This is a genomic window from Dietzia alimentaria 72 (genome assembly GCF_000226215.1).
In the GTDB taxonomy this organism is placed as follows: Bacteria; Actinomycetota; Actinomycetes; order Mycobacteriales; family Mycobacteriaceae; genus Dietzia; species Dietzia alimentaria.
On record NZ_AGFF01000004.1, the window covers coordinates 14,249 to 32,967 of the forward strand.

Genomic DNA, 18,719 nt, shown 5'->3' on the forward strand with positions numbered 1-18,719 from the left:
CGGCCGCCGGTGGTCGACACCTGGGCGTCGTCGCCGGACCGGGGGCAGGCGTAGGATTCTCGGGTGTCAGATGAGGTCGGGTCGGACTTCGTCGACGGATTGGGGGGCAATTGTGAACGCATCGGGAGCGGTCGGTGGATGGTTTGAGCCGGGGGACGAGATTGGTCGCGCCTGGGACGAGGCCGAGGCGATTCTGCTGGCGTGCGACGACCTGGATGCGGTGATGGAGGTCATTCGCGACGCGGAATCGCCGGTCGAGGCGCGACGGGCGCTCAAGCTCGGCTTCGGTTTCACGGGCCGCCAGGCCGCCGTGTTGCTCACCCTCCCCGTGATGACGTTCACGCGCTCGGAGCGCAGACGCATCGATGAGAACCGCCGGGACCGGTTGGAGATGTTGGCCGATGTCACGGGCGTCCTGCCGGCCATTCCCGCCGACGAGCCGGTCCCTGCGGCCGACGCGGCTGCCGAATTCAGCTGGGGCTCCGGGCCCGCACTTGAACCACTGCCGTTGGACTCGTTTCCGCAGTTCCGCGCTGTGGAATCCGCGACTGCACCCGCGCTCGGATCCGTGGCGCCGCTCCGGGACGAACCGTCTCCGGCCGCGACGATCGAGGGTCCGTCGGTTCGACGCTCGACATCGCGGGCTGATGAGTCGCACGTCGTGCTCGACGAGCAGATCGGCGAGCTCTGTGAGGCGATCGCCGAGTTCCTCGGGATCAGACCGTCCGGCGACCCTGGGGCCGATGATCCCCGCGATCCCGCTAAACCTGCGGGTTCACTGCTGGACAGTTGCGGCGTCGACGACGCGACAGGCTTACGAACATTGCTGTGGCACCTGAGCAGGACGGGTTTGGATTCGGTGGAGGGCTTGTTCCCGTTCGCGGATCCGTTGTCTGCTGCTCAGGCGTTCGACGCGCAGGCTGTGCGCTTCGAACACGCCATGGCCACCGGCTCGCTCGGTTCGGAACCGGGTGGTGGCGTGAGGTGGGCGTCCCGCATGTGGCCGGTCGCCGAGCGGCATGGTTTTGGCTACGCGGTGTCCTACCGCAGTGGTCCGGGTGCGGGTGTGGTCTGGGCGTACGGGGGCAACGAGCCGCTGCATCGAATGTGGGATTCGGTTGTGCACCTGCTGGTCGAGTTATATCAGGCGCTCATTGCAGGTGAGCCCTGCGATTCGGCACTCGCCAGTGTCGTGGGCGATCGCGTGGTGTGGACAAACCTCAGCTGAGCTCGCGCGTCACCACCGTCGGGGGAGTGCTGCGGCAGAAAATCAGCTCGATTCGTGAGACGGTCCTGCCGGTGGTGGTTCCGAGCAATTCGGCGTAGGCACAGAGCTGCAGCAGGTACTCGTCGACGGTAGCGGTGGTGACGCTGACGTCGGTCTTGTAGTCGATGACGGCCAGCGACCCGTCGGCCTCCTCCACCACGAGGTCCACGACGCCGTCCACCGCGACGGTCGCGCCATCGGCTGTGGTCAGCGGTCCGGCCACCGGTAGTTCGGACCAGTGGTTCCTGCCTGCCGCCCGAAGGACCGGTTCGGACGTCAGGGCGTTGCGAGTCACGGTGACCATCTCGGCCACCGCGTTCGGGTCCCGGCTCCCGCGGAGCCCCCCGCCCAGCCCGAGGGCCACGATCTGATCCGCCGCCCAGCCCTCCCAGTCCTCCATCGCTGCCGCGGCCCCCCGGTTCTCGGGCGGGGAGAGCAGCCTCGCCAGATCGGTGTGCTCTGCGAGGTGGTGCACGGCGGTGCCGACATCGGGTCCCGATGCCAGTGGCGCACGCCGTGGTGCGGGTGGCAGTTCTGCGGGTCGCGCAGGGGCTGGTTCGAAGCGGTCCCGCAGTGCGGCTGCGAGCCGTTCCGGCAGCGGCGGCCTCTTCGTTGGCTCCGCCTGATCGGCCTCCGCATGGTTGCCCACTTCTGTCCCGGCCGTCGTTGGGTGCACGATCCGGGTCGCAGACCAGCCGGCGCGCTCGGCGGCTCTGTCGGACACGGTCCGACTGCGTTCGGCCCACTCCTGCTCGTCGGGCACGTCAACCGCTGGCGCGGGCGAAGAGCTCAGGAGGTCCGGGCCGTAGTCGACCAGGTCGGGAGCGTCGTGCTCTTCGACAACTGATCCCAGGAGCTTTCCCCACATCTGTAGCGGCTTCTTGCCCTTACCGAGCGCGTATCCGTGACCGGACACCGCGAGACGACTCTCGGCTCGGGTGGTGGCCACGTAAAGCAGTCGGATCCGTTCGGCTAGGGAGTGTGCTTTCTCGTGGTCGGCTGCCCGGGTGAACGCGGGGTCGCTGACCATTGCGGAGAATCGGGTGACGGGACGCGGGGTCTCGTCGTCCGTCCACAGGAGTCGATTGCGATCGCTCGGCCACCTGCGGCTCATCCCGGCCAGGATGACCATCGGGTACTCCAGCCCCTTGGAAGCGTGGATGGTGGTGATCCGCACCGCGTCCACGCCGATCTCGGGGATCGCGGCCTCGGGGACCCTGGCGTCCTCGGCCGTCAGCGACAGTGCCCAGTCCGCGTACTCACGCAGGTCGGCACGAGCGGGATCAGCGGCGGACTCCTCCCATTGCCAGGCGTGTTCGATCACGAACCGGATACGTCGCCACAGGTCGCGTCGACGTGGAGACTCGGCGACAGACTCGAACACCATGCGGTCATTGACCAGACGCTCGAGGAGTTCACCGGGGCGCCGCGTCTGGCGGGAGAGTCCGGAGAGGTAGCGCATCGCCTCTGCGACCGGCGAGGTTGACAATTCCTCGGGCGTACGCGCACCGGGTGCCCAGGTCCCGCCTCCGGATCGCCAGCGCAGCAGGTCGTCGTCGCCGCAGCCGAACAGTGGCGAACGGAGGGCCCCCACGAGCGAGGCTTCGTCTGCGGTGTTGGCCATGGCTCGGACTGCCAACAGAAGGTCGCGAATCTCCGACGTCCCGTAAACGATCGAGGAGGCCTCCGTCCGGTAGTCAATCCCGGCGTGGTCGAGGCAGGTTTCCAGCATGGGCAGCGCCGCGCGGGAGGGGAGAAGGATTGCGATGTCTCCGAGTCGCAGTGGGGCATGATCGCCGGTCTTGGACTCGTGCGTCCACTTCTCCCGGATCGCGGTGGCTATCACGCGCGCTACATCTGACGCCTCGGTCCAGTGACGCACGTCAGTGTCCTTGGCGTCCTCGGGGCAGTGAGCGGGCACGTCCTCGCTCCGGAAGACGAACGGCGTCGGCCCGTGGGCCGGATCGTGAGGCTGCCGGTCCGGCGCGGGATCAAGTGCCTGGTAGTCGGGCTGGACACCATCGATCGGGACCAGAATTTCTGTGAACACGGAGTTGACCCACTCCAGCACGGACCGGGAGCACCGGAAGTTGGTACTCAGCCGTTCGATCTCGATCCCCGTCGTGGCATGAGCGTCGCTTCCCCGGGCGCGGAGGTAGGTGGCGATGTCGGCGCGACGGAACCGGTAGATGGACTGTTTGGGGTCGCCGACGGTGAACAGCCGACCCGGCTCCGGCCCCGGGCGGTCGACTGCGGCGGTGAGCAACTCGGCCAGATCTAACTGGATGGGGTCGGTGTCCTGGAACTCGTCGATGAGGATCCGTTGGTACTTGTCGCGTACCCGCTCACGGACGTCCGGGTTCTGGAGTAATTCGCGGGCTAACACGAGTTGGTCATGAAACTGCAGTGTGCCGTGCCGGCGCCGATCTCCGGCATGGCGGAGGACGATGGGAATGAGAGCGTCCAACACCACGGCGATACGGGGCGGCCAGTGCGCGGCCATGACCTTCTCGCAGAGCGGCGCGAGCAGTTTGATCTCGTCTCTGATTTCCTTCACCACGTCGCCGCCGCCCCAGTTGTCGCCCTTGCCGCCAGTTCCCGGTCCGAACGGCTTTCCTACGATCTCGACCCAGGTCGGCGAGGCGGTGGGGTCTCCCAGTGCGGTCTCCAGCATCTCCAGCCAGGTCTGATGCTTGCTCAGGGTCTGGTACAGCAGGTCGGACTGGTCCTGGCATTGGTCACGCCAGGCGGTGACCGACGCGGCGCGGGCCGTGACCTCGCTCAGATCCGGGATCGGAGGCAGATCCGATCCGTCGTGGAGCCGCTCGGTGGGCAGCCGGTCCCAATCACGGTGTAGGGCTTCCACGACCTCGCGGAACGAGGTCGTGCTGGTGCCGGCGTCGAGAATGTCGTCGACCGCCCGTGCCAGGGTTCCATCGCGGTCAGCTGTGGGACCGCTGCCGAACAGTGTGGTCGCGCACTCCTGCCACATGGCCTCCACCGCGGTGTCCTCGGCTGTGGCCTGCTGTGCGGTGACCCGGGGCGGGATCCCGGCTTCGAGCGGGTTCTCCGACAGCAGGCGAAGGGCAAACGAGTGCAGGGTGCCGATAGCGGAGGTGTCGAGCCCGGCCAGGGCATTCTCCGCTCGGCGGTCCCCGCGACCACGCTGACTCACGAGGTGCATGCGGAGGCGGTCGCGGAGTTCGGCGGCGGCCTTTTCGGTGAAGGTGATTGCGGCGAGCCGATCGACGGGAATGCCGTCCTCCAGCAGGAGCGTGCTGAGCCGTCGGACCAGCGCGCGGGTCTTGCCCGTGCCGGCCCCCGCCTCGACGAACAGGGTGGCGGCGGTGTCGGATTCGACCCTGTCACGGGCGGCTTGGTCGGGAAGTGTGGTCATGAGGACGTTTCCGATCCGTTCTCGGCGTGGTCTGCGATGAGGATCCCCGCGAACGCGGGGTGTGACGCCACCGGTTCTCGTCGCGACAATTGCTCCCAGGTGCGATCGAGATCCGCACCGCCCAGCAGATCTGCGAGGTCGCGCGACGAGCCACGCCCGCCCTTCAGCGGGAACCAGCCCCGTTGCAGGGCGTCCACGAGGTGACCCACGTCCGCGCGGACCTGTTCCATGAGGACGTCGGTGACGGGGAGGGCTACCTGAGTAAATCCTCCGCGTTCAGTGCAGTACCAGTACCGCACCTCGCTGACAGGCATGTCGCGGGCGTTCGCCGCGGCCGCGGCGTACAGCGGCAGCTGGAACCTCGTACCCATCATCGTAGGATCCTCCGCAGTTGGGCGGTCGGGATCTCTGGGCGGCTTACCTGTCTTGTAGTCGGTCACACGCTGGGTGCCGCTCCGGGTGTCGAGTCGGTCAATCGATCCCGCGAGCAGCAGCGATTGGGCTCCGCGGGAGGTGGTTACCTCGTAGGGGATCTCGAGGGTCGAGCCTTCCGGGTCAGCTCGACCGAAGGTGAGTTCGGTGGCGGCGGGTCGCCAGCCCTCGTCGGCATCAGCGCTGTCTGCCTCGAACCACGCGTCCAGCTCGGCCGCCAATAGGGCCTCCCGGCGCCGCCAGAGTGACGCGACCAGCCCGGGAGAGCTGGCGGTGGCGGCTTCGCACTCGATCCGGAGGGCGTTCATGAGCTGGTCCCGATCCGGACCGGACCCGCTCTCGAGGCGCGCCGAGACGTAGCGCTCAAGAATCGCGTGGACGAGTTCGCCGTAGTCGCGCAGATCCATCTCGATGTCCGCCGCCGGGTCATCGAGCACCCGGACCCGCAGGACCGTCCCCAAGAAAAAGAGGTACGGACTCTGGGCCCAGTCCTCGAGCCGGGTGGGGGAGATTGGACGGTCGAGCACGGTGAGCAGGTCCGCTGCCGCCGACACGTCGCCGGTGAAGCGACTGAACCGTCCAAGCCGGCGATCGCGCCGCATCGCGTGGCTTCGGAGCAGTGGTCCGGGGGCGTCCGCCCGGACCTGCCACCCGTCGGCGGCGAGTTCGCGGATACGGAGCTCGGCTGCGGTAGCGGGGTCGGAGCCGAGGATGGACGGCGGGGTCAGTACCCCGTCTACGAACGAGGGCACCGCGGTGATCGCCTCGCATCCGGCCACGGTCTCCTGCCAACTGGTCGCGTCGACCCTGACACCAGCGAGTCGGGACAGTGTGGGGAGCAGCCAGCGTGAGGGGATTCGGTCGCCGCCACCGCGCATGGAGCCTCGGGGGAAGGAACACAGCCGGTGCGCCGTTCCTGAGGCGAGCGCGAGTTGCAGGACCCGGTAACGCTCATCGAGCACCTCGGACACTGAAGGCTCCACGGAACCTTCCGGCAGGAGCGGGTCGGGCCTGCGGAGGACTGGCAGCAGCCCCTCCGCCATGCCGACCACGCACACGGTGTCCAGATCTCGCCCGACGGCGTCGTCGATGGGCCCGATCGCTACTCCCACACCTTCCTCTCCGATCCGGTCGCTGATCGCGTCCAGTCGGGTGGTCACGGCCCCCACCACGCGGTCCCGGGTGATCGCGGGGGCGATCGCGTCCAGATCGGCGAGAGAGTTGACCGCGGAAAGGACGGCCGCGTGGTCGGGAGTCTGCCGCGCCGTGGAGGTGAGCAGGTCACCAACCGCAGTAGCGACCTCGGACCAGGTGCGTGCAGCGTCGACGACGGCCAGACCGGATCGGATCGATTCGATCAGGTTGAGAAGGGCAGTGGCCGCCGCGCGATCGGAGTCGTGGAAATTCTGGGGTTCGTCATGCAGGGCAGCTGCCAGCCGGTCCCAGTCGCTGCCGCCGATAACGGGAAACCGGGTGCGGGTAAGGAGTTCGAGCCTCCGGGACGAGACCGGCACACCATCGCGGTCGAACGGCACCACCGCGCCCTCGGCCACGACTGACAGCAGTTCGGCGCGGGGCATGAGGTCAGTGTCGAGTTGAAGCAGTCGAATGAGTGAACGTCCGGAGGGGGAGCGGCCCGGACCGGAGTCGGTCGGCCCGTAGACGGTGATACCAGCCTCGCCGAACGCGCGGTGCAGTAGCCGCAGGTAGGGGTCCGGTGACGGGTAGTAGACGCCGATCTTGTGTCCGGGCATTCCGGCGATTAGACGCGAGCGGACGAAGCGGATCACGGCCCGCACCTCGTCGTCCGAATCCGACGCGTGCACAACATGGCTCCCTGTGACGGCCTCCGGGGTATCGGGCTCGGCCGCACCCGCGAGATTGTCCGTCCCCGTCCCTGGCAGCGCGGATATCCCGCGTCCGTCCAGCGCCTCACGCAGCCGCTGCTCGGCATTGGTTCCGCGCAGAGGCGCGGCCAGCACGACGTGCCCAAGGTTGTCCAGCCGTTCCAGCGCGACTGTCACGGCCTCAAACTGCGTGTAGTAGGCGGGCCCGGTTGTGGAGTGGGCTTGCGAGCCCAGTCGAAGGACCTCGCGGTGCAGCGGCGTCTCCGGCGTGACCGTGCTCGGATCGACCGTGCCCAGTCGAAGACAGGCCCGGGCAACCGCTTGACCGGTGACGGGCTCGGAGGCGACCGCCGCCAACTGCCCGGGGTCGGCGTCCAGCGCCTTGTCCACCGCCGCGGCCAGGAGTGGGAACGGCAGCGCCGCCCGAGGGGCGAGGACGGGGCCGGCTAGCTCCGCGATCACCTGCGCGGCCGTCCGCACGGCAACGTTGAAGGCGCCACCGGTTAACGCGAGCGCCCTCACGAGGTCCCGGGCGGCGCCGAACGATGCGACTATGACGGTGATACGGCCGAGCGGGTCGGTGCCGCGGGCGAGACGCACCTCGGTGGCGATGGCCGCGGTGGTGGAGAGCGAGGGGTCCTGGGATCCGGTCACACCGACATGGTGCCCCACGGGTACGACAAGGTCGGGCCGATCGGCCGGGGGTGAGGCGTCAGAGTCTGCTGCTATCTTCCGCTCAAGCCGGTTGGAACTGCGGCATACGGAGCAGAGGGAGCGCAAAAATGACTCAGCATTGGCAGGGATACGAGTATCAGCCCGAACCGCAGCGTAAAGGTTCCGCTCCGGTGATCGTGGCTGTCGCGGTACTGGGGGTCCTGGTGCTGGCATTGCTTGCGGCGATCGCCTACCTCGCACTCCGGCCCGACAAAACTTACGCGAGCCAGCAGGGGCAGGCGGTGGCGGCATCATCGTCGAGCCCGTCCGCACCGTCGTCCCGGCCCCCGGTGACCGAGTACACCACCCCGCCGGAACAGGAGACGGTCACGGTGACCCGCGAGGCTCCCCGCACGCGCCCGCAGGGGTCTACGGCAATTCCCTCCGGGGCCGATTCATCGGGGTGGGTCTCCAATAGCCAGGCGCGATGCAATGCCGGCGACCCGGCCGCGATGATCGGCAAGACCACCCAGGCGTCGTTCTCCATCTGCGTCAATCCGGATAACGGCCGTTACTACTATCGGGGATCGTCAGGTGGATCGGGCGTGGAGATCGACGACCCGGAAGTTTTCGGCCGCTCCGCGACAGCCACTAACAATGGCGTGATGTACGTCATCGACCCCTCGGAGATGCTGATCTATGAGGGCGGGGAACTACTCTCCAGCCAGCCGATGGTTCAATTCTGGGCGGGCTGACCTCGGGCTAACGCGGCCCGAGCTTGTGCGCGATGGTGTCGCGCGTGCTGGCGAAAGTAAAGAGAAAATGCTCCAATGCGGTCTGGGCGTGCCGCGGAAGGAACGGGGCGACCGGCACGGTGGTTCGTTGCAGGATGTGACGCCCGTCCAGCACCCAGGTGGTGAGCTCGTCCTCGAGGTTCAGCCGGGCGATTTCGAGTGCCGCACCCGACCGCGAGCGCACTCCCCGCACGACCCACGCCCAGATCCGCGCGTAGGGCAGACCTTCGGTGAACTCCACGTGCATCCGGTGGCCGTCGTGATCAAAGACGAGACACCCGTCGTCGTCCACGACGCAGGGCCGGCCCGTAACCCTCTCGACCAGCGTCTCGTACAGTTCCCGCGCGTCTTCGTGGTCTTCGACCTCCACGGCCACGTCGACGGCGTTCGGATAGTCGGCCGGGTCCTGGCCGAGGGGAACCGAGTCGGCGCGGAGTAGGCGCAGCGACCCGGTGTGCAGACCGACCGGACCTTCGCACCGCAACGTCAGCAGTTGCGGGTGCGGGACCATGAGCCGGTCTCGGCAGGCCTGCACAACGGAGCCTGCCACGCGCGCCGGGTCGGTCGGCTCGGTCCACGCCACCATCTCGTCGATGAGTTGCTGGTCGGCCGCACGAACGGTCACCCAGGCGACGCCGTCAGGGGTGAGCTGGACGAGGCATCGACCCTGCCCACCGGCGGATTCGGTAGGAGCCGAGAACTCCATTGCTCCGACCGCCCCTGACCTCCGAAGAAGGCCGGTCAAACTCTCTTCGAACCCTTCCCACGGGTCCTCGGCCGGGCGCAGGGAGGCGCTGCCCGGGCCGGAGAGTTGATCACGCATGACCGGTCATTGCGCCGGAGCGAGCGCGGCCACGTCGTCAACCGCCCGACGTAGGTCACGGGTGGCGGGACACTCGCCCAGTCTCGCGGTCACCGCATCGGCGATGGACCTGTAGAACCACAGCTTCTCCTCCGGTCCGGCGTTGAAGAGGCCCCACATCTCCTCGCCCATCCGGTCGTGCGCAACGACCATGGAGCGCAGATTGTGGATCTTGTCGGCGGCCGAGATGAGCAGGCATTCGGGGGAATCCGTGGCCAACTGCGCGAGGTAGCCCTCTTTGCGAATTCGCCATGGTGGTGTTTCCTCGCCGGCGGTCTTCTCCTCTGACACTCCGCGAACCATCTCGGTGACTCGCGCTCCGAACTCGGCGGTCATGTCGTCGGCGGAGTAAACCGACGGCGGCACGTCCTCCAGCACGTCGTGGAGCAGGGCGGCTACCACCACGTCCTGGTCGTCGGTGAAGTCGGAGACGATCATCGCCACCGCCACGGGGTGGGCGATGTAGGGCGTCGGGTCGTCCTTGCGGGTCTGGCCTTCGTGACAGCGGGCGGCCACCGCGAGCGCGCGGTCGACGGTGGGACTCCAGGTAAGTGGCATTGCGAACTCCTCTAGGGGAGGACTCCCAGCGCCGGGCGACGCCGCTGGGTTTGTGGGGCGGAGCCGGGGCTCCCTCCACACTCTGAGTAGACACCACGGGTACGACACGATGGAACCGATCGGGGTGGTGAGTACGTCGTACATCGTGAGGGCGAAAGGTGACGGCCCGGAAAAGACGGGGACGACGACGAGGAGGGCCCGTGCCCGACGGGACGATCAGAGCGGATGCTCCGAAGATCGAGCACGCGGTTTCGGTGTTCCGCGATGCCTGCGACCTGGTTCACGATATGGATTTCTCACATGTGACTGCGGACGTGGCGGGCGCGATGCCCGGAGGGGCTGCGATCGAGCAGGCTCTGGACCGGGCGTGTGGAGCGGCGGCGGTTGCTGCGTCGCGTGGCTCGGGCAGACTCGCGGGCCTGGCCGACTTCGCGGGCGAGGTTCACCGGTTTCTCGAGGCGACTGACGAGGATTTCGCGGCACTTCTCGAGGCGGTGGCCAAGCGGTGAGCTACTCGGTCGGGGACGTTCGATGCTGGGACACGGCTGTGCTTATCGCGGCCGGGGAGAAGCTCGGTGAGCGCAGAGCGGCAGCAGAAGACGCCCGCCGGGCGCTCGTCAGCGGAGCAGAAGCGCTGGACGAGGGCTGGGATGGTCTCGCGGCGGATGCTGTCCTGGGCGCGGTCGAAGGCGAGAAAGACCATGTGACCAGGTTGACCGACGGACTCGAAGACCTTGCCGACACGGTGCGACGAGCACACGCGGCGCTCGGGCCGGCCGTGCAGTCGGTACGGGATCGCATTGGGGACGCCGAGGCGGCCGGCCTCGCGGTCACCGACACATCGATTGCTCGGGCGCTGGGGCCCGGCGGCGGTCGCGGTGATCAAACTGCCGATCAGCGAGCCGTTGACCTGCACGCCGAGGCCATCAATTCGGCGCTCGACACCGTGCGATCGCTCGACGAGCACTTCGGGCGCGAGATCGATGAGATCGCCAGCCGACTCCATCACGCGATTCCACCGAAGGTTGACCGCTCGCCGATCCCGGGCCCGGACGACCCGTGGCCAGCTAGAGGGGTGGACGCGATGACAGGGGCGATGGGCCAGGGTTATCCCGCATTGGCCGCGGAACTCGATCCGGAAACCCGCGGCAAGCACAAGTTAAATCCCGCTCCGGACGATTTCGGAAGGAACGCGGCGAAGGGCTTGCGGGTCTTGGGGAAGGCAGCCGGGCCGCTGGGAACGGGACTTACCCTATTCGACGGGATGAAGGCCCATGCCGAGGGGAAAACCTCGACCGGTGAGGCCATTGTTGAGACGACGGGTGCCGTTGTGGGGGGAGCAGCCGGCGGCGCCGCCGCAGGGGCAGTCGCCGGGACGTTTTTCGGCCCGGTCGGCACTCTTGTGGGCGCTGGGGTTGGGGCGGTTGTCGGTACTTACCTGGGGCAGAAGGCCGGAGATGAAGCGCACGAAAGGTTCTTCGATGAGCGACCAGAGGGATGATATGAACTACGGAGAGAAGCTATGGCGACGCGGGTCACCCCAGGGTCCTGCGGGTCCCCACGAGTATCCAGCTCTCGATGACGGACCCGGATACTGGGCCGGTAGATGGAGTGAGTTCAAGCGCCTCTTCGTGTTATTGGCGTGGAGGAACGAACAAACGCGGTTGATTCTCGTACTCGGCAGCGCAATCTTCATTCTGACATTGCTCTGGGGTTTGATTTTCACCTGATGCGGGAAGCTCTTCCGCGGAAGAGCGACTGCGGGGAGTGGCTCTTCGCCATTCGGCCGACGACGAGGAGGGCCCGTGCCCGACGGGACGATCAGAGCAGATGCTCCGAAGATCGAGTATGCGGTTTTGGTATTCTGCGATGCTGGCGACCCGATCGAAGACGTCGATTTCTCGCATGTGACTGCGGACGTGGCGGGCGCGATGCCAGGAGAGTCGGCGAGCGAACAGGGTCTGGACCGGGCGTGTGGGGGATTTCGTACTGGTTGTGAGTCGCGTGGGGTGACAGGAAGTCAGTTGGATGCCGGGTCGGCACGCGAGATCGGAGCGAAGAAGACTTCGCGAGTATGTTGCGACACTTTTTCGTGACCTTGAGAAATATCCAGTGTATTCGGCCGGGTTTTACGGCGGTCTGATACTGAGTTCAAGCGGCTATTCATTGAGCTGGCCTGGAAAAACGACCACTCGCTTGGTGTCAACCTCTTTTGAACTTTTGTTTGGTTTAAGCCGCGAGTAGTTGTTCGACTGTGCTCGTCGCGGTGGGTGCTTTGCGTGCGGTGACGGCCAGGCGGGTGTGCTCGGGCGGGGCGGGCACGGTTGGTGGTCGTCGGAATCGGATGGGCGTGGTGTTGTAGGCCTGGTCGGCGCTGGCTTGACGGCGTGCGTGCACTTCGCGCCAGGTTCCGGAGAAGACCTGGTCAGGGGTGTATCCGTTGACCCCGGAATGCCGGTGGGCACTGTTGTAGTGCTCGATGAATTCGTCGCACCAGCTGGCTGCATCGTGGACGTCGTCGAACAGTTGTGGGTACTGGCGGTGGTACTTGACGGTGGAGAACCAGGACTCGATGTGGGGATTGTCGTTACTGACCGCGGGCCGAGAAAGTGAGTGGGTCACGCCCCGTTTTCCCAGCAGGTCTTTCATCTTGTTGGAGGTCATCGCCGCGCCGTTGTCCGAGTGCACGACCCTGGTTCGTCCGCCGAGGGAATCGAGCACTTTGCCCATCCATTTCGCGGCCACGATGTGGTCCTCACGCGGCTGCACGGTGTGGCCGACCACCTTGCGGCTGAACAGGTCGATCGCCGCGTACAAGGCGAACGACTGTCCCCGGTACTGCCCAGGAAGGACCGTGATGTCCCAGCACAGCACCTGCCCCGGGCCGGTGGCCCGCAGGTCCGGGGCCTGTCGCCGAGCCGCATCTGGGGTGCCGGCCCGGCGTTGCCGACGGCACGAGGGTCGCTCGATCACCCGGGCGATGCGGTGGAACGTGGCCAGGCTGACGAAGCTGCCCTCACCCTGGTCCAGGCTCAGGTAGTAGACCTGCTCGACCGGCACCCCGTCATGGGCATTGAGCTGGTCGATAATCCACGCCCGCTCCTGGTCAGTGATAGCCGTGGGCTGGCGCCGATCGCGGTGCGCAATCGGCTCGGCCACGCCCGGCCTGGGATTTCGCCGGTAGTGCAGCGCCGACTTGGCCAACCCGATCAACGCCATCGCGGCCGTCTGCGTCGTTCCAGCGCCGGTGAGCTCGGCCAACAGTCGACCTTCGGCGGCGACGAGCTCGTCGAACCAGGCCTGCTGCTGGTCGGTCAGTCGCTTTCCGCCTTGTCGGGTTCGACGCCATGTGAGTGCATGACGTCGATAGCTTTTCCCAGCGCATCAGCCACTTTCCGGGACCGATCGATCTCACCTTCGAGCTCGTCGATCTGGGAATCACGCTCGGCGAGCAGTCGCTTGAGTCGCTCGATCTCGGAGATATCCTTGTGCGTCATACGACCAGACTGACGCGGGATCTTGCCGGAGTCGAGGTCCCCGTCGGTGAACGCCGCCCGCCACCGGTACATCTGATCTCGTCCGATCTCATGCACCTCCAAGTACGCCGCTTTCCTCCCGTGCTTGGTCCGCGTATAGGCCAACACGTGCTCCCGGATCTGATCCGGCGTGAACTGCCGAGGTTCGACCGTCACACTCATAGCCATCAACTCCCTGACCTCCGGTTCACAACCATCCTGCCCCTCAGGGCTCACGCGAAGTCCTCATACTGTCGACCGTCGCGATCGGCGTCACTCTGCTCGGGATGCGGTTCCTCGGCTGGCGCTGACCTATCAGAACGTCTTGGCGTCGATCACGAACCGGTACCGGACGTCCGAGTCCACCACTCGGTCGTAGGCCTCGTTGATCTTGTCCGCGGCGATGAGTTCGATCTGCGCTGTGACACCGTGCTCGGCGCAGAAATCGAGCATCTCCTGCGTCTCGGGGATGCCGCCGATCATGGAGCCGGTGAGGATCTTTCGTCCGCCGGTCACCGAGCCGGCACGGAGGGACATCGGCTCGGTCGGGATGCCGATCTCCACCATCGCCCCACGCGGCTTGAGCGCGCCGAGATACCGGTCCAGCGGTAGGTTGGCGGACACGGTGTTGAGGATGACGTCGAAGGTCCCGCGTAGTTTCCGTAGGTTCTCCTTCCCCTCGTCGCCGGCGGTCGCGTAGTGCTCGACGGCGCCGAATTTCAGGGAGTCGTCGCGCTTGGACGTGGTCTGGGAGAGCACCGTGACCTCGGCACCCATAGCCACCGCAAGCTGCACGCCCACGTGTCCGAGGCCGCCCATGCCGATCACGGCGACCTTGCTGTCGGGGCCGACGTTCCACTGGCGCAGCGGTGAGAACATGGTGATGCCCGCGCAGAGCAGGGGCGCTGCGGCGGCCGGGTCGAGTCCCTCTGGCACGGAGACGACCATCTGCTCCTCCACCACGATGTGTGTGGAGTACCCGCCCTGGGTCACGGGGCCTTCGGGATGCCCCTCGGGCAGCGGTGAACCGTAGGTTGCCACGGATCCGCGCTCGCACTCCTGCTCCTGGCCCGCCAGACATGACGCGCATTCGTGGCAGGCGCCCACCAGACAGCCGACGCCCACGCGGTCGCCGACCTTGTGGCGGGTGACCTCGGAGCCGACCTCGCGAACGATGCCGACGATCTCGTGGCCCGGCGTCACCGGGTAGGGGGTGCGACCCCACTCGCCGCGGGCGAGGTGGATGTCTGAGTGGCAGATGCCGGAGAACTCGATCTCGATCTGCACGTCCTCTGGACCGGTGTCCCGACGCCGGATGGTGGTCTTCTCCAGTGGGGCGTCCGGGGCGGTCGCGGTGAAGGCGGCGACGTCCATGTGGGTCTCCTTCGGATCGGGGATAACGAGTGCCTGGCAGGCAAAGGTGCCTGACGGCTCTCTGCGCCAGAGTAAGCGCGTTCAACCCGATGCGTTGGTGACCGGCGCCTCACCAGTGCTGACGGCATCCGGCCAGTAGGTGCTGCCTACCGCCGGAACGGTGTGGGTTGCATGCCTGCGGACGTAGTCTCGGCGTATGAGATATTCCACCGCGAAGGCCGTCCGGTACTGGGCGATGCCCGCTGCTCTGGGGACGATGGGCGTGCTGCACTTCGTGGCGCCCCGACAGTTCGACGGGCTCGTTCCGCCCGAGCTGCCCGGTAGTCGGCGAACCTGGACGTACGGGTCTGGCGTCGTTGAACTGGCCGTGGCCGGGCTACTTGCCAACCGGGACACCCGAGCACTAGGCGGCGCCGCGGCGATGGCCCTGTTCCTGGGCGTTCTACCCGGCAACATGCAGATGGTCCGCGCGTGGCGGAACAAGCCGGTGTGGCCGTACCAGGTGATCGCGTGGGGTCGACTGCCACTGCAGGTGCCGATGATTCTCGCGGCCGACCGGATCCGCCGCAGCGCCTGAGCTGACGCCGCGGCGGAGTCCTGGTTAACTACCGGTCGGTGGCTGGTCCTCGGGGCCGTAATGCTGAGACTGCTGCTGTGTCTCCGGCTGCGCGGCCGGGTACTGCGCGCTCGGGCCGGCTGGCGGCTGGAACGCCGGCCCGGGTGTGGTCGCAGCGGCCGGCGGGGGACCTTCGCGTCGAAGCGCGACCAACGCCGCGCAGATGATGACGATCACGTACGCCACCACCGTCACGTACAGGCCTGCTCCTGCGCTGACCCCCGAGGTGATATCGGACGGCTCGGACGACGGTGGCGAGTCGTCGGTGATCACCACGGCCAGTATGGTCACCGCGGCGATGATGACCTGGGGGACGACACCCATGATCGCGACGACCGCGCCGAGTTGGCGGGCTGTGGTGAGCATGAGCAGGCCACCGAGCAGGATGAGCACGGCGGACAGCGTCAGCATCCCGGCGAGAGGGTCGAGCATCGTCCGAAGCATGATCTCGAAGAAGCCGAGCTCGAGGGCGTCGCTGTTCGAGAGGCCACGCTGGGCAGCGGAGCTGAGGCCTATCGACCCCCGTGCGCTGACTGTCATGGTGCCGTCGACGAGGTCAAATGAGTTGTCCCTCATCCATGCCAGGCTCGGCGCGATGAGGAGCAGCAGCCCCATGACCATAGTGATGCCAGCCGCGACGAGCGCCGGAATGTCACGGAGGGTGAACGCCATCAGCCGTGTGCCGAGCTGCGACCTCTGACGTGGGGGTCGCTGAGGGGCGTAGCCGGGCTGGGGATAGCCGGGCGGGGCGAACTGCTGCTGGCTCTGGTTTTGACTCTGGTTCTGGTTTCGCGGGGGTTGGTTTTGATCGTAAAATTCCTGTGGTCCACTCACGCCATCCACCTCCTGATCCGAATCGTCTCGCGGTAGATGATCATTCCCAGGTAGATGAGGAGCGCCAGCGTCATGAGGGTCATGGCGAAGGTCGACAGGCCCAATCCGAACCGGGCCTCCGGGATGATCGAGCCGAACAGGTCGGAGAAGACGTCGGTCGGGTCGGTCAGGGCGGAGCCGGCCTTGGTGGTGGCTTCGGCGAGATTGCCGACCATCTCGGAGGGGATCCGGGCATAGCCGAGGAACACGGTTCCCAGCAGCATCAGTGAGGCGCCCAGGAGCTGTGCGCGAGCGATCGCGACGAGTACTCCGCCCGCCACCAGGCACAGGGCCGCCACCACGAGGAGGATCCCGATGGAGATGGTGATCGCCCTGACGGAGTCGAGGTCGGACCCGGAGAGCGAGTTCATCATTGCCATGTCGCCCCAGCGGCTCCCGCTGGAGGCCGAGACCCCCCGGAACGGCGCCACGGTGTACTCGACCATTTCGCCCATCGATCGGTCGAACATGGCCCACCAGGAGAACAGGCAGCTCATCAACGTGAGCAATCCCGCCAAGACGGCGAGCGCACCGGGCAGTCGCATGACCCGCTCCTGCCACGGCATGGACTTCACGCGACGCGCGCTGTTAGTGGCTATCGCGGCTGCGGCCCCGGCGTACTGCTGGCCCGGCTGCGGGTAACCGGGGTGCGGGTAGCCGGGCGGCTGGTGGCCCGACTGCTTCCAGGCCTCTGCGGACTCCCACTGCGAGTAGGCGGCCGGCGGGCCGTCGAACGTGGGAAACTGCTGTGTCGGTTCCGGTCCGGGTGCTGGCTTGGGCTCTGAGGCCGCAGACCGGTCATCTTCGGTCATCGCGAAGAAACTCCTTATTAGTCCGACGTCGGGCCGGATACGCGGATCGTGTAGTAATCGAATGGTAGTGGAGGTCTCCGACATTGGGGGATCCGAGCCTGGCCGCACGAACCACAGGCGATCATTAGGTGACTCAGGACGACGCGGGATCGTCCGGGAGGGGAGCGATGACCGGAAACGGTGGCTACCACGACTGGTACCAGCAGGGAACGCCTGATGGGCCCGAATACGACTGGACGGCGGCCGATCCACGGTCATCGGGCCGGGGGCTGGCCATCGCGCTGGCCGCCGGTTCGGTGGTGCTCCTGGTGGCGGCGCTTCTCGTCGTCCTGGTGATCCAGCTCCGTGGCTCGGGAGACGGCGGCCCCGTGACCGGGGGAGAGATTGTCACCGTTACCTCGACCGCGCCGACGGGGACCTCAGTGTCCGGCTCCAGCACGTCGAGATCCGAACGGACGACGACGACGAGGACCCGCGCTTCCGCGCCCGGCGGCCTCGTCGAGGAGTGCAGCGACTCGGGTGGCCCGGATCTGCCCCGCTCGGGCCGGGGCACGCAGGCCACGAGTTGCCCGTTTGCGAACTCCGTGCGCGACGCCTACCTCGATACCGCACGTCCGGGCGAGTCCGCCACGGTCGACGCATACAGCCCGGTGACAGGCCAGAGCTATCAGATGCGCTGCACCGGGGGCGATGTCGTCACCTGTCGTGGTGGCAATAACGCCGTCGTCTACCTCTACTGACGTGGTAGCCACCTCCGGGGTGCCGGCCACCGAATCCGAGACCGGACTTACCGGCCCCGTACGGATTCGTGGGTCATGGACTGCGTTCGTCGTCGTGCTGATCGTCGTTGTCGTCGTCCTCGTTGCTACTGGGTGTTCCACAGCTCTTGTCGACGCTCCGCGGGGGACGGTGACCACCGTCGTCACCGCGCCGGTCCAGGGCGGGGTGGCAGATCAGGCACCCGCCCCCGAGCCCGCCCCCGAGCCCGACCAGCCCGAACCCGCCGCGACGGACGCGTTCGATCGGATCGCCGCGGCCCTGCCGGCCGGCTCAGGACTGGCCGTGGCGCCGGTCGGGCGTCCCGATCTGCTGCGCACGGCCGGGGACATCAGCACCGACGTCGCATGGTCCACCATCAAGGTCCCGCTCGCGATCGCCGCACTTCGCGTCTCTCCTGACCTGGCCGGCGTCGCGGAGCAGGCCATCACGGTCTCCGACAACGCCGCCGCTGAGACTCTCTGGGCCGCCCTCGGTGGTGAGCCCGGAGCGTCGGCCGCCGTCGAGGGGGTCATGGCGCAGGCCGGCGGTGACGGCCTCACCCGCGTCCCGACCAGTCGCCTGCGACCTGGTTTCAGTATCTTCGGCCAGACCCGGTGGGCACTCGGCGATCAGGCGCTGTTCGCCGCGGGAGTCGCGTGCATGCCGGACGCTGATGCCGTACTCGGGATGATGGCGCGTATCGACCCCTCGCAGCAGTGGGGACTCGGGCGGGTGCCGGGGGCATTGTTCAAAGGCGGATGGGGGCCAGGTGCGGGCGGAACCGGTTATCTCGTCAGGCAGTTCGGGGTGATCGACACGGCCGGCGGCAGGGCAGGCGTGGCCATTGCGACGTACGCCGCGGACATGGGCAGCGGAGCGATGCAGCTCAGCGAGATCGCGGACCGGGTCGCCGCCGAGGCCGGAAGTCTGCACGGGGGACAGTGCCGTTGACGCCCCCG

16 protein-coding genes are annotated in these 18,719 nt (G+C 67.2%); 7 read left to right on the forward strand and 9 right to left on the reverse strand.

The features are described from left to right. The first annotated feature begins 112 nt into the window (after window positions 1-112). Entirely contained in the window at window positions 113-1,228 is a 1,116-nt protein-coding gene (locus ON04_RS01385; RefSeq protein ID WP_010539778.1) for a DNA gyrase subunit A, read from the forward strand. Here ON04_RS01385 and ON04_RS01390 read toward each other — a convergent pair. Both ON04_RS01390 and ON04_RS01395 read right to left on the reverse strand, forming a co-directional pair. Continuing rightward, window positions 1,221-4,664: a UvrD-helicase domain-containing protein gene (locus ON04_RS01390; protein ID WP_010539779.1), complete on the reverse strand. Its 3,444-nt coding sequence runs from the start codon at window positions 4,662-4,664 to the stop codon at window positions 1,221-1,223. The genes ON04_RS01385 and ON04_RS01390 overlap by 8 nt on opposite strands. Next, window positions 4,661-7,597: a PD-(D/E)XK nuclease family protein gene (locus ON04_RS01395; protein ID WP_010539780.1), complete on the reverse strand. Its 2,937-nt coding sequence runs from the start codon at window positions 7,595-7,597 to the stop codon at window positions 4,661-4,663. Before ON04_RS01395 ends, ON04_RS01390 begins: the two co-directional genes overlap by 4 nt. Window positions 7,598-7,725: 128 nt before the next feature. Between ON04_RS01395 and ON04_RS01400 the strand changes: the two genes are divergently transcribed. After that, entirely contained in the window at window positions 7,726-8,352 is a 627-nt protein-coding gene (locus ON04_RS01400) for a hypothetical protein (protein WP_081477098.1), read from the forward strand. A 7-nt stretch (window positions 8,353-8,359) separates the two neighbouring features. Here ON04_RS01400 and ON04_RS01405 read toward each other — a convergent pair whose 3' ends face one another. After that, window positions 8,360-9,214 carry a T3SS (YopN, CesT) and YbjN peptide-binding chaperone 1 gene (locus tag ON04_RS01405; RefSeq protein WP_033443948.1) on the reverse strand — a complete coding sequence of 285 codons (855 nt, stop codon included), beginning with the start codon at window positions 9,212-9,214 and terminating at the stop codon, window positions 8,360-8,362. Window positions 9,215-9,220: 6 nt separating this feature from the next. Beyond that, window positions 9,221-9,811, reverse strand: coding sequence for an HD domain-containing protein (locus ON04_RS01410; protein WP_010539783.1), 591 nt, complete (start codon window positions 9,809-9,811; stop codon window positions 9,221-9,223). A 200-nt stretch (window positions 9,812-10,011) separates the two neighbouring features. Between ON04_RS01410 and ON04_RS01415 the strand changes: the two genes are divergently transcribed. Both ON04_RS01415 and ON04_RS01420 read left to right on the forward strand, forming a co-directional pair. Beyond that, a complete protein-coding gene (locus ON04_RS01415; RefSeq protein ID WP_010539784.1) occupies window positions 10,012-10,320 on the forward strand; it encodes a hypothetical protein in 309 nt (102 codons plus the stop codon). Window positions 10,321-10,358: 38 nt separating this feature from the next. Continuing rightward, on the forward strand, window positions 10,359-11,312 hold the full coding sequence (locus ON04_RS01420; protein ID WP_141564585.1) for a WXG100 family type VII secretion target: 954 nt from the start codon (window positions 10,359-10,361) through the stop codon (window positions 11,310-11,312). Between the two features lie 728 nt (window positions 11,313-12,040). On the opposite strand, the gene ON04_RS01425 is transcribed toward ON04_RS01420, so the two are convergent. From ON04_RS01425 to ON04_RS01435, 3 genes are all read right to left on the reverse strand, one after another. Further along, window positions 12,041-13,072: a DDE-type integrase/transposase/recombinase gene (locus ON04_RS01425; protein WP_010539786.1), complete on the reverse strand. Its 1,032-nt coding sequence runs from the start codon at window positions 13,070-13,072 to the stop codon at window positions 12,041-12,043. Between the two features lie 53 nt (window positions 13,073-13,125). Next, a complete protein-coding gene (locus ON04_RS01430; RefSeq protein ID WP_010539787.1) occupies window positions 13,126-13,509 on the reverse strand; it encodes a hypothetical protein in 384 nt (127 codons plus the stop codon). A gap of 132 nt (window positions 13,510-13,641) precedes the next feature. Next, on the reverse strand, window positions 13,642-14,700 hold the full coding sequence (locus tag ON04_RS01435; protein ID WP_010539788.1) for an NAD(P)-dependent alcohol dehydrogenase: 1,059 nt from the start codon (window positions 14,698-14,700) through the stop codon (window positions 13,642-13,644). A 196-nt stretch (window positions 14,701-14,896) separates the two neighbouring features. Here ON04_RS01435 and ON04_RS01440 point away from each other — a divergent pair, with 196 nt between their 5' ends. After that, complete coding sequence (locus ON04_RS01440) at window positions 14,897-15,277, forward strand: DoxX family protein (protein WP_010539789.1); 381 nt, start codon at window positions 14,897-14,899, stop codon at window positions 15,275-15,277. A gap of 24 nt (window positions 15,278-15,301) precedes the next feature. Here ON04_RS01440 and ON04_RS01445 read toward each other — a convergent pair whose 3' ends face one another. Further along, window positions 15,302-15,988, reverse strand: a complete 687-nt coding sequence (locus ON04_RS01445; RefSeq protein WP_010539790.1) for a hypothetical protein — start codon at window positions 15,986-15,988, stop codon at window positions 15,302-15,304. Window positions 15,989-16,146: 158 nt separating this feature from the next. Beyond that, window positions 16,147-17,001, reverse strand: coding sequence for a hypothetical protein (locus ON04_RS01450; RefSeq protein WP_010539791.1), 855 nt, complete (start codon window positions 16,999-17,001; stop codon window positions 16,147-16,149). 167 nt (window positions 17,002-17,168) lie between these two features. On the opposite strand from ON04_RS01450, the gene ON04_RS15830 reads away from it, so the two are divergent. Further along, window positions 17,169-17,741 (forward strand): hypothetical protein, encoded by a 573-nt coding sequence (locus tag ON04_RS15830; protein ID WP_010539792.1) that lies wholly within the window; start codon window positions 17,169-17,171, stop codon window positions 17,739-17,741. A gap of 1 nt (window position 17,742) precedes the next feature. Beyond that, window positions 17,743-18,711, forward strand: a complete 969-nt coding sequence (locus ON04_RS01460; protein ID WP_141564587.1) for a serine hydrolase — start codon at window positions 17,743-17,745, stop codon at window positions 18,709-18,711. Window positions 18,712-18,719 lie beyond the last annotated feature (8 nt).

Coding starts and splice junctions, on each gene's coding strand:
- ON04_RS01390 (WP_010539779.1), bottom strand. CDS start 4,664: ATGACCACACTTCCCGACCAAGCCGCCCGTGACAGGGTCGAATCCGAC.
- ON04_RS01400 (WP_081477098.1), top strand. CDS start 7,726: ATGACTCAGCATTGGCAGGGATACGAGTATCAGCCCGAACCGCAGCGT.
- ON04_RS01405 (WP_033443948.1), bottom strand. CDS start 9,214: ATGCGTGATCAACTCTCCGGCCCGGGCAGCGCCTCCCTGCGCCCGGCC.
- ON04_RS01410 (WP_010539783.1), bottom strand. CDS start 9,811: ATGCCACTTACCTGGAGTCCCACCGTCGACCGCGCGCTCGCGGTGGCC.
- ON04_RS01430 (WP_010539787.1), bottom strand. CDS start 13,509: ATGAGTGTGACGGTCGAACCTCGGCAGTTCACGCCGGATCAGATCCGG.
- ON04_RS01435 (WP_010539788.1), bottom strand. CDS start 14,700: ATGGACGTCGCCGCCTTCACCGCGACCGCCCCGGACGCCCCACTGGAG.
- ON04_RS01440 (WP_010539789.1), top strand. CDS start 14,897: ATGAGATATTCCACCGCGAAGGCCGTCCGGTACTGGGCGATGCCCGCT.
- ON04_RS01445 (WP_010539790.1), bottom strand. CDS start 15,988: ATGGCGTTCACCCTCCGTGACATTCCGGCGCTCGTCGCGGCTGGCATC.
- ON04_RS01450 (WP_010539791.1), bottom strand. CDS start 17,001: ATGACCGAAGATGACCGGTCTGCGGCCTCAGAGCCCAAGCCAGCACCC.
- ON04_RS15830 (WP_010539792.1), top strand. CDS start 17,169: ATGACCGGAAACGGTGGCTACCACGACTGGTACCAGCAGGGAACGCCT.